10 protein-coding genes are annotated in these 9,860 nt (G+C 72.3%); 5 read left to right on the top strand and 5 right to left on the bottom strand.

Annotated features, from left to right (window positions below; genetic code table 11):
• The first annotated feature begins 43 nt into the window (after window positions 1–43).
• Window positions 44–1,432, top strand: coding sequence for a tetratricopeptide repeat protein (locus D6718_07140; GenBank protein RMG45585.1), 1,389 nt, complete (start codon window positions 44–46; stop codon window positions 1,430–1,432).
• The gene (locus D6718_07135; protein ID RMG45584.1) at window positions 1,429–1,797 is read left to right on the top strand and encodes a hypothetical protein; all 369 of its coding nucleotides are present in this window, start codon (window positions 1,429–1,431) and stop codon (window positions 1,795–1,797) included. The genes D6718_07140 and D6718_07135 overlap by 4 nt, the downstream gene beginning before the upstream one ends.
• A gap of 758 nt (window positions 1,798–2,555) precedes the next feature.
• Here the strand turns inward: D6718_07135 and D6718_07130 are convergent.
• From D6718_07130 to D6718_07120, 3 genes are all read right to left on the bottom strand, one after another.
• Entirely contained in the window at window positions 2,556–3,614 is a 1,059-nt protein-coding gene (locus D6718_07130; GenBank protein RMG45583.1) for a hypothetical protein, read from the bottom strand.
• A gap of 68 nt (window positions 3,615–3,682) precedes the next feature.
• Window positions 3,683–4,585, bottom strand: coding sequence for an alpha/beta hydrolase (locus D6718_07125; protein RMG45582.1), 903 nt, complete (start codon window positions 4,583–4,585; stop codon window positions 3,683–3,685).
• On the bottom strand, window positions 4,477–5,421 hold the full coding sequence (locus D6718_07120; GenBank protein RMG45581.1) for a DUF1684 domain-containing protein: 945 nt from the start codon (window positions 5,419–5,421) through the stop codon (window positions 4,477–4,479). The genes D6718_07125 and D6718_07120 overlap by 109 nt, the downstream gene beginning before the upstream one ends.
• Before the next feature lie 164 nt (window positions 5,422–5,585).
• Between D6718_07120 and D6718_07115 the strand changes: the two genes are divergently transcribed.
• Window positions 5,586–6,053: a GatB/YqeY domain-containing protein gene (locus D6718_07115; protein ID RMG45580.1), complete on the top strand. Its 468-nt coding sequence runs from the start codon at window positions 5,586–5,588 to the stop codon at window positions 6,051–6,053.
• An 11-nt stretch (window positions 6,054–6,064) separates the two neighbouring features.
• Here the strand turns inward: D6718_07115 and D6718_07110 are convergent, their stop codons facing one another.
• Both D6718_07110 and D6718_07105 read right to left on the bottom strand, forming a co-directional pair.
• Window positions 6,065–6,763 (bottom strand): hypothetical protein, encoded by a 699-nt coding sequence (locus D6718_07110; protein ID RMG45579.1) that lies wholly within the window; start codon window positions 6,761–6,763, stop codon window positions 6,065–6,067.
• Entirely contained in the window at window positions 6,760–8,670 is a 1,911-nt protein-coding gene (locus tag D6718_07105; protein RMG45578.1) for an ATP-dependent Clp protease ATP-binding subunit, read from the bottom strand. The genes D6718_07110 and D6718_07105 overlap by 4 nt, the downstream gene beginning before the upstream one ends.
• 325 nt (window positions 8,671–8,995) lie before the next feature.
• Between D6718_07105 and D6718_07100 the strand changes: the two genes are divergently transcribed.
• Window positions 8,996–9,283, top strand: a complete 288-nt coding sequence (locus tag D6718_07100) for a co-chaperone GroES (protein ID RMG45577.1) — start codon at window positions 8,996–8,998, stop codon at window positions 9,281–9,283.
• 94 nt (window positions 9,284–9,377) lie between these two features.
• Window positions 9,378–9,860: molecular chaperone GroEL (gene groEL / locus D6718_07095; GenBank protein RMG45576.1), on the top strand; the 483-nt coding region annotated here is incomplete at its 3' end.

Here is a 9,860-nt window from a genome sequence, read left to right as displayed (position 1 = left end):
GGCGTCGAGGCTCGCGGCGGCGTGGCGGCGGCTTCCCCGGTGCGTGCGCCGCGCGGCCGCCGCGCCGGCGCTCTTCGCCGTTTTCTGGGCGCTGCGAACGCGCAACTTCGCCCTCGGGGACAGCGCCCACCTCATCCAGGCGGTGACCTACTTCGGCATCCGGTTCGGCTACCGGGCGACCTACAACGAGCCTCTCGAGATCCTCACCCACACGGTCCTCTTCCGTTTTGCGCACGATCTCTTCGGCGCTTCGGTGGAGACGGTGTACGCCGCGGCGAGCTGCGCGGCGGGTGTCGCCGTCGTGATGATCCTCGCCCGCCTCTTCGTCCGCGGAGCGGTTCCGCGCGAGCGGGCGCTGGCGGGACTCGTTCCGACGCTCAGCGCCGGCGTGTTCGCGATCTACTTCGGCAGCGTCGAGCACTACTGCCTCGTCGGCCTGCTGATGATCGCGGCGATCGCCGCCACGCACCGCTACCTGGCCCGCGGGGGCTCGATACTTCCCGCGGCGCTGGCGGCCGGCGGAGCGGTTTCCTTTCACGTCCTCGGCGGCTGGCTCCTGCCCCCGCTCTTCGCGGCGCCGTTCCTCGGATCCCGCCGGCAGCGCCGGACGCGCGATCTCCTGGTGGCAGCGGCCGGGGTCGGCCTGCCGGTTCTCGCCACGATCGCGCTCCTCACCGCGCTCGGCGTGCCCCTCGCCTCGATCCGGGACACGCACCTCGGCCGGATGAAGTTCGTGTTCCTTCTCGATCCGACCTACCGCTACTTCCAGTTCTCGATGTTCTCCGCGGCGCACCTCGAGGCCGCGGTCAACGAGCTGCTGCTGACGTCCTTTCCCGGCCTCGCAGCGATCGCCTATCTCGCGCTCGCGCATCCCCGAGCGGTTCGCCTGCGGGGCGACCGCTTCGCCCTGTTTCTGGCGGCGCTGGCCGTTTCGTTTCAGGTCTTCGCCCTCACCTGGAACCCCGACCTCGGCCCGGCGAACGACTGGGACCTGTTCGCGGTGGTCGGCTACGGCTACGCGCTCCTCGGAGGCTGGCTGCTCGCGCGGAGTTCGGTTCCGTGGCCTGCGCTGCGGTACGCGGTCGTGCCGATCGCTGCGGTGGGCCTCCTCGTCTCCGCGTCGTTCGTCGTGTGGAACCACAGCACCGCCGTCGAAGTGGACAGCGGTCATGCGAGGGCGCACCTCCTCGCCGGCAACGACGCCGTCCGGCGGGGCGATCTGGCGAGCGCCGCGGAGCACTACTCGGAGGCGGTGCGCCTCGATCCCGGAAACGCCATCGCCCACCGGAACCTGGGCGAGACCCTGAGGCGTCTCGGCCGCCGCGAGGAGGCGATCCGCGAGCTGCGCCAAAGCCTCCGGCTCGACCCGGCGGGGCCCTTCGCCGCGAAAGCGCGCCGCTCCCTCGAGGCGCTCGGGGCGGCACCTCCGTGAGGCGGGCGGTGCTTCCGCTGGCGCGCTGGCGGCGGCGGTTTGCGCAGTGGCTGGCCGAGCGCCGCCTGCGCCGGCGTGCCCGCGAAGCGCTCGACGAACTGTTCGCGAACCGGCCCGATCTTCTGCGCCAGGCCCGTCTCGCTCCTCGCCACCGCCATCGCCTCAACGTCCTGGAAGTCGAGCCCGATTCGGGGGACGGGGTGCGCGCCGTGCGGTTCGGGATCGTCCGCCACCCGCGGCCCCACCCCCTCGCGCCGCGGGGAGACGAGGTTCTGGAGATCGTGGAGTACCGGCCGGCCGAAGAGCGCCTCCGGGTGATCGCCGCGCGGAACCTGACACGGTCGCGGGAGCAGCCTGAACGGTAGGAGCGGGCCCACCGGACGGCCGGTGCGCCTCGGAGGGCGCCCCTGTTCCGCCGACCGCGCGGGGGAGCGCGAGGCGCATCCGAGGCGGTGCGTTTTCGCATCCCAACCGCTGATCACTCGGTGGTCGCCCCCGGCATCGCCCGCAATTTCCCCAGCGCGTCGGGGCGGCGATCCGCTTGCCGGTGGTCCGGCTTGCCGAGCCGTCGGGAGCGCTCCTCCGCCGATGTGAAGTGCGTCCCCGATGGTGCGTTCTTCCGCCGAAGTCGTTGGAAGTGCGGAGGTTTGCGCTCTCGAACGGATCGACGCCCGAGCATCGGGCCGAACTGTCTGCATTTCAACGAGTTGGGCGGGGCTTCGCACCCTCGAGGGAGCACCTCCCCGGCGATGGGCCTCGCTCGGATCCCCCCTCCGGACCCACCAGGGGCCGCGACGGACCCGCCGGCCGCTCGGCTGGACCGGGAAAACGGAGCCCGAGGCCCGCTCCGGCCGACCTCCGGGGCGCCGATCGGTGCCCGCCCCAACGGGGAAAAGCTGCGGTCCCGAGAAGCCCGACGGGGGCGGCACCGCGCCCGAGCTCCCGGCCGCCACCGCTTCCGGCCCAGGCTCGCACCGCGAGGTTGCACCCGCGGGCGATCGCGGCTCGGGGACGCCACCAGCCGCCGGGCCGGCGCCGGACGACCGGACCGCCGCCCCTTCCGTCCGGCCCCGCCGGGCGGAGCCGACGGCGCGGCCCCGGACCGCCGCGCTCGAAGACCTCGTCAGGCTTCCGCCCTGACCCGGACCGGATCCGGAGCCGGGGTGCGCGGTGTGCCGTACGCGGCCGCCATCCTCGCCGCGACCTCCCGCGCGATCCGGTGACGGAAGAGCGCGGCCGTCGAGTGCCCGCCGGGCAAGAAGACCAACCGCTCCGGGCCGAGCGCCCGGATCAGTTCGTCGAGACTGTCGGAGGGCTCGATCCTGTCGTACCGGGCTCTCACGAACGTGAGCCCGTCGCCCCCGATCCGCCCTGCGTGCCGCGCCAGGTGAAGGGCCCGGGTCGCCCGGCGGAAGCTCTCCCATGTGAACCCCGCGGCGAGGATCCGCCGCGCCAGATGGGCCGTCGCCGCTCCCTCGCGCACGCCGCGCTGGTAGTTGTTGGTCACGCAGACGGCGACGGCGGGATCGCGCAGTCCGAACAGCCTGGCGAGCAGCAACCCGTACGCTCCGAGGCTGTAGCCGACGACGACGAGCCTTTCGAAACCGAAGTCGCGACGGAGCAGCGCTCGGGTCGCGGCGTGGTCGGCCTGCCACTGCCGGAGCGCCTCGAACAGGCGCCGCGGGTTCTGGTTCAGCATTCCCTCGCCCGGCCGGAAGCCGGGCCGCCGCCTCATCATGTGGTGGGGGGCGACCATGACCGCGACCCTGAAGCGGGAGGCGAGGGGAGCGAGGAGGTAGTCGATGGCGCTCCACCTCCCGGCGTAGACCCAGTGATGGAACAGCACACCCCCCTCCCCGGCATCGGGCGGCGCCGGATAGAGGCGGACCACCACACGGTCGACGCGCGGGTCGCCGCACGGCCGGGCCGAGGGGAAGGTGACGAACTCGCCCTCGCGGCGCACCCGGCCGGGCGGCGGGGCGCCGACGCCGGCCGGTTCGAGGTACTCCTCGAACCGCTCGTTCAGCTCGTCGAGCTCCGCCAGGTACCGAGGGTCGCCGGGACGGCCCTCCCCCGGTTCGAAATAGCGCTCGTCTGGACCGAGGCGGCCGATCCCCGCCGCCCGGCAGCCGGCCCACCGGAGCCGCTCGACGGCCGTGAGGAGTGGGTCGATCGGGATCATGGGCGCGATCGCCGGGACCCTTCCGGGCCCGTGGAGTCTTCCCATTTATGCGACGCCGCGCGGCAGCGTCAACCTGAAGCGGCGTCCCTGAGGAAAGCGGCGACCGCGGCCGCGAACTCGTCGGGGGCGTCGACGAACGGCCAGTGGCCGGCGGGGGCGACGACGGCCACGGGCACACCTTCGCGCCGGAGTGCCGCGAGACTGCGCGGGCACGCTCCTCCCGGGGACCCCGCCACGTACAGGACCGGGATTCCGAGCGCGGCGAGCCGGCGGGCCAGCGATCCGTCGCGGGAGAGCCGGACGAGATCGACGGAGTGGCGATAAAAGGAGGCGGGGTCGGCGAAGGCGAGGCTGGCGGCATAACCCCGGAGGGCCTCGTCCCGCACCCCCTTCCGGTGGACGGCGCGGCGCAGCTCTTCCAGCCCGCCGCGGAGAAACGCCGCCCGCGACCGGGAGGCGGCGCGGCCGCTGAAGGTGCAATCGCCGGAGGTGATGTTCCCGTCGATGTCGACGACCGCTTGGACGGCGCGCGGTCGCCGCTCGGCCGCCAGGGTGGCGAGCACGCCCCCCATCGAGTGGCCCAGCCAGATCACCGGCGGGGTCGCCGCCCGCGCCTCCACCCACAAGGCCGCCGCCAGGGCCAGCCGTTCCAGCCGCTCCGGCCGGGCGGGCCACGGCGAGCGGCCGTAGCCGGGCAGGTCCGGGATGAGCTGGTCGAACCGGCGGAATTCCGGGTGCGCCGCGATCCGCTCGAAACAGAGGCCCGACTCGCCGAGGCCGTGGATCCAGACCAGCGTCCCGCGCGGCCGGGCGGCGCTCCGGCGCCGGAAGAACCAGCCGTCTTCGAAACGGTGCTCCAAGGTCACCGGTGCGTCCCGCCGGCGTATTTCTTCTCGCCCGCCTCGATCCGGACGGGAAGGACGTTTCCCGGTGGCGGCAGCGGGCAGGTCGCGAACGGCGTGAACGCGCACGGGGGGTTGTACGCCTTGTTGAAATCGAGCACGACAGGCCCCTCCGCCACCCTCTCGCTGTAGAGGAAACGGCTGGCCTCGTAGGTTTCGTGCCCGCTGGTCGCGTCCCTGAACACGAAGAAGAACTCCTCCGCGTCGGGCGACTCCAGCCAGGGTTCGAGGGTGAGCTCGCGCCCGTCCAGCCGGAACCGGACGACGCCGGGCACGAGCATCCGATCCGTCGTCCCCGCGACCGTGGCGACCTCGACCTCCTTCGGGGAGGGGTACGGCTCGAAAACGGCGGTGACCCGGTAGCGCGGGTCGACGGGGAAGTAGTCCAGACCCCGGAACTCCCGCCGGGTGGGGCTTTCCGGATCCTTGGCCCGGATGCCGAGGCGGTCGCCCCGCCGGATGAGGTAGAACGTGATCCGCCCGGTGCGCACCAGCGACGGGCGGCCCTCGGCGTCGCTGACCAGCCGCTGCCCCGCGGCCGGTGTGCCGTCGACGGTGACGTCCGCGCCGGGCGCGGCGTGGACGGTCACGACGTCCCCGTCCCGTTCCAGCCAGCCGGCCCGCTCGGGAGCCGCCCCCTCCGGAAGCACGAGGTCGTTGTCCGGCGCGGAGCCGAACGTGTGCCGTCCGGGTTCGAGCCAGTACAGCGCCACGAGCGTGAGCCAGCCGTCCTCGCGGCGCAGGCGTGCCTCCCTTTCGGCCCTCCAGGCCTGGATCTCCGCAAGGTAGTCCGAGTCGGGTGTCCTTCCGGACGGGCAGCCGGCGGCGAGCAGCACCGCGAACACCCAGGCTCCCGCACCGCCGGGCAGCCGTTCGTACCGGCCCATCGACCGCCTCCTTTCCATGGTCGTGCGAGGCGATTATCGCCCACGGCGCCGTCGGGCCGCGCCGCCCCGGCGCATCGGCCAGCGGACGCGCGGCCGCGGCGCTCCGCCGGCTGCGCGGCCGGCGCGCCGCCGGTTACCATACCGGCCATCCACGCGGGTTCGTTCCCCGGGGAGGCGCCACGATGTCCCTCAAGCAGCGGATCCTCGACGACATGAAGGAGGCGATGAGGGCTCGCGACACCGACCGGCTGGCCACGCTTCGGATGCTGAAGGCGAAGATCACCGAGGCGGAGGTGGCCAAGCGGTCCGCGCACGGCGTCGACTACCAGCTCGACGATCAGGGAGTCCTCGCCGTTCTTGCCGCCTACGCCAAGCAGCGCCGGGAGGCGATCGAGGCCTACTCCAAGGGAGGCCGGGACGACCTCGTCGAAAAGGAGCGGAGGGAGCTCGAGGTGGTCGAGGCCTACCTTCCCCGGCAGCTCGGCGAGGAGGAGATCCGCGAGCGCCTGAAGGCGATCGTGGCGCAGGTGGGAGCCTCCGGACCGGGCGATCTGGGCAAGGTGATGAAAGCGGCGATGGCGGAGCTTCGCGGGGCGGCGGACGGCAAGCTCGTCAACCGGCTCGCCCGGGAGATCCTCTCCGGATCCTGAGGCCCCGCCCGTCAGGCCACCGGGAGCCGGGCGAACTCGCGCATCTTCTCGTGGTGGTTCGCGCGGTGGAAGCGGCGGAGCAGCCGCAGCCGCTCGCTCGGCGACCTCGGCCTCAAGGCGCGGATCAGGCGGATCGCGAACCGGTCGGCGTCCCGGTACCGGGCCCGGACGGCGGGGTCCTCCTCCGAGTACTCCGCCGGGAACAGGTAGCGCTCCACGAACGACCGGGCGGCGTCGCCGATGTCCCTCCGCCCGGTCAACCGGGCGATGAAATGGGTGAGCACGAGGTACTTCGTCACCCCGGCATGCCATTCGAGCTCGAGCAGGGACAGCGGGCCCTCGCGCCGGCGGACGCGGTCGGCGAAGGTGAGCAGATGGTCCACCTCCTCCACCAGCGTCGCGAACTCGCCCACGTTCTGGCCGCCGATCTCGCGCCGCGGGTCATGACGTTCGAGCGTTTCGATCAGCGCATCCGGAAGGTAGAGCGCGGCGGCCCAGGCCTCCCGCCGCGGGAGCGGCCGCAGGAGCAGCCGGGCTCCCGCGCCTTCCGTGACGTCCGCGCCGGCGCCGGCACGCTGGCGCTCGATCAGGCGCGCATGGCCGAGGTCCCCCACCACGAAGCGGCCGAGCGGGCCGACCCCCGCGTCGAAGTCGTAGGTCCGCTCGATCAGGCGCCCGACCTGGTCGATCAGGGGCAGCGCCGCGCTCACGAAGACGTCCCCTCCCCGCCGATCCGGCGGCAGACCAGACGCCCGTCCTCGACGTCGATGAGAACCCCGCGGTAGGGGACCCGCGCGCGGGCCCGCTGGAGGATCTCGCGGTCGAGCGCAGTGAGGTCCACCGGCTTGTCGGAGGCCTTCAGCTCGCGCACCCGCTGCAGGAGATCTTCCGGCGTCTCCCGCCGGCCGCGCTCGTCGCGACGGATCATCTTGCCCACCTCGACGTTGCAGTGCCGCTGGAGGAGGGCCGCCAGCCGCCGCGCGCCGTACTCCGGCGAGTAGCCGCGGTCGAGCAGGTGCTCTTCGGCCGCGGGCGACAGGCGCAGCTCGATGCCGTGGATGTCCCGGTAGCGGACGGCGATCTTCTCGAACTCGAGGCGGAGGATCCTCGCCGCGGAGTCGCGGCCGAGGTGCCGGAAGCGCACGATCTTCAGCCGGTTGATGAATTCGGGCGAGAGGGTCTTCTTCAGCGCCCGCGACAGTTCGGCCCGGTAGGCGGCTTGACGTTCCTCGTCGCCCCCGAAGCCGATCGGCTTCGTGCTCGCGCCGCGGTCCTTGTAGCCGATGTTCGACGTGTAGAAGATCAGCGTGCCGGCGAAGTTGAGCTCGTTCCCGTGAGCGTCGGTCGTCGTGCCGCGGTCCATGATCGAAAGGAAGAACCGCCTGAGCTGGGGGTGAGCCTTCTCCACCTCGTCGACGAGGATCACCGCGAGGGGTGCGCCGGCGGCGCGCTTGTGGAACTCGGTGAGCAGGCCCGGCTCGTCGGAGCGGATGAACCCGCGGGTGGCGCCGCGGAGCTCGTTGATGTCGGAGGGGTAGGTGTAGTTCGGCCCTTCGATCGTCAGGAGCGGGACCTCGAGACCCCACTGCCGCTCCAGCAGGCGCACCAGCGTCTCGACGAGGTAGTTCTTCCCCACCCCCGTCGGCCCGACGAGGAAGTAGCTCCCGGGGCGGAGGAGGTTCTGGGTGCCGACCGCGTACAGGGCGAGGTCGTCGCAGAGGGTCTCGATCGCCTCGTCCTGGTCGATGACGATCGACATCAGCTCCTCGCGCAGGCGGTCGAGGTCGAGGCCGGCGAACAGGAGCAGCCGCTCGTAGGCGCCGAGGAGGTGCTCCCGCGGCAGGGAAGCCCCCGTGAACAGCGGGCCCCCGCTCGGAGCGGGTTCCTCTTCCTGCTCCGCCTGCCCGGCGACGGCCTCCCGGGCGGCCGCGCCCGCGAGAAGCGCCGCTTCCCCGGCCCGCACGAGCGCCCCCTCCGAGCCGGGAACCACCAGGCCTCCCGCCGTCTCCCGGGGCGCCCCGCCCTCCTCCGGCGGCTCCTCGACCTCTCCCGCCTCCCGGAGCATCCGCGAGTAGAGGTCGAAGCGCTCCGCGCACCGGTGGAGGAACTCCACCTCGTCCTCGATCCGGACCGCGTCCCCGAGCCGGTTGGACAGGAAGTGTTCGCGCAGGCGGGCGTCCGCCGCCAGCAGCTCGAGCACGTCGGCGGCGAGGTCGTAGGCCTTCGGCCCCAGCTCCTCGAGCGAGACCCCGTGGATCTCGGAGCGGCCGGTGATCGCCAGGTCGAACAGCGCCTGGTCCCCGATGCGCCGCACGGGGTCGGGCAGGCGGCGCACGCGGCTGATCAGCGACGGAAGATCGGGTGCCGCCGGCATCCGGAACCAGGGCGCGGCGAGGAGCGCCGCCAGACGGCGCGGGTCCCCGCCGAGGACCGCCCGGAGCCGCTCGTCGGTGTAGACGTCCTCGAGGAGAGCCGAGCAGCGGGTGACCACCCCCACGAGGTGCTCCATTTCCCTTCGCTGGAGCGGCTCCACTCCGAGGCGCTCGGCGGCGCGTTCCAGCCTCTGCAGCAACGTCCGCTCGTCGAGAGGAACGATGGCACTGCGGCGATCGGTCATCGTGGCTCCGCCGGCTTCCTCCCGCCGGCGCCGGGCCGCCGGCGGTCTCCCCTCGCCCGGACGGCGGGCGGCTCCGCCCCCGCGCCGCTGCGCGCGGCGCGCCGTCCGGGCCGGTGTCGCCCACGGATCTTTTTCGCCTCTTTTCCGCGAAACGGCAACGCGTCCGCGGGGCGCGCGCCCGGAACGCCCCGCCGGCGCGTTGCGGCTTGACAGCCCCGAGGGCCGATCTTATTGTCAGCACTCGCCGGCGAGGAGTGCTAGCCGGCGGTCGGGCGTGTGCCCGCAAGTTATTGCAAATTCGCGTCTTATTACAGGAGGACCGGTCATGAAGATCAAGCCTCTCCACGATCGCGTGCTCGTCAAGCGGATCGAGGAGGCCCAGAAGACCAAGGGCGGGATCATCATCCCCGACACGGCGAAGGAAAAGCCGCAGGAGGGGGAGGTGATCGCGGTCGGCCAGGGTAAGCGGGACGACCAGGGCAAGGTGCATCCGCTCGAGGTCAAGAAGGGCGACAGGGTGCTGTTCGGCAAGTACTCCGGAACCGAGGTCAAGATCGAGGGTGAGGAGTACGTGATCCTGCGCGAGGACGAGATCCTCGGCATCGTCGGCTGAGGCGGCGCCCCGTTCCGGGGCAGACCCGCCACTGACGGCATCGATTCGGAGATCCCCGCCCGGGCCCCTGGGCCCGGGCGAACGAGGAGTAGCCATGGCTGCGAAGAAGGTTTCCTACGCGGAGGATTGCCGACAGGCGCTGCTCCGCGGCGTGAACAAGCTCGCGGACGCCGTGAAGGTGACGCTCGGTCCCCGCGGGCGCAACGTCGTCATCGAGAAGAAGTTCGGCTCGCCGCTGTCGACCAAGGACGGCGTCACCGTCGCCAAGGAGCTCGAGCTGGACGACCCGTGGGAGAACATCGGCTGCCAGATGGTCCGCGAGGTCAGCTCGAAGACCTCGGACGTGGCCGGTGACGGCACCACTACCGCCACCGTGCTGGCCCAGGCCATCTTCCGCGAGGGCGTCAAGGCGGTGACCGCGGGCGCCAACCCGATGGACCTCAAGCGCGGCATCGAGGCGGCGACCGAGGCCGTCGTCGAGGAGATCAAGAAGCTCTCCCAGCCGGTCAAGGGCAAGATGATCGCCCAGGTCGGCGCGATCTCGGCGAACAACGACGAGGAGATCGGCAAGATCATC

Source organism: Acidobacteriota bacterium, from assembly GCA_003696075.1.
In the GTDB taxonomy this organism is placed as follows: domain Bacteria; phylum Acidobacteriota; class Polarisedimenticolia; order J045; family J045; genus J045.
Note: the sequence above shows the minus strand (reverse complement) of the source record. Positions and strands in the feature narration are given on the sequence as shown.

What these genes read in the sequence shown, in the direction of transcription:
- D6718_07130 (RMG45583.1), bottom strand. Translation starts at nt 3,614, where the DNA reads ATGATCCCGATCGACCCACTCCTCACGGCCGTCGAGCGGCTCCGGTGG.
- D6718_07120 (RMG45581.1), bottom strand. Translation starts at nt 5,421, where the DNA reads ATGGAAAGGAGGCGGTCGATGGGCCGGTACGAACGGCTGCCCGGCGGT.
- D6718_07115 (RMG45580.1), top strand. Translation starts at nt 5,586, where the DNA reads ATGTCCCTCAAGCAGCGGATCCTCGACGACATGAAGGAGGCGATGAGG.
- D6718_07105 (RMG45578.1), bottom strand. Translation starts at nt 8,670, where the DNA reads ATGACCGATCGCCGCAGTGCCATCGTTCCTCTCGACGAGCGGACGTTG.
- D6718_07100 (RMG45577.1), top strand. Translation starts at nt 8,996, where the DNA reads ATGAAGATCAAGCCTCTCCACGATCGCGTGCTCGTCAAGCGGATCGAG.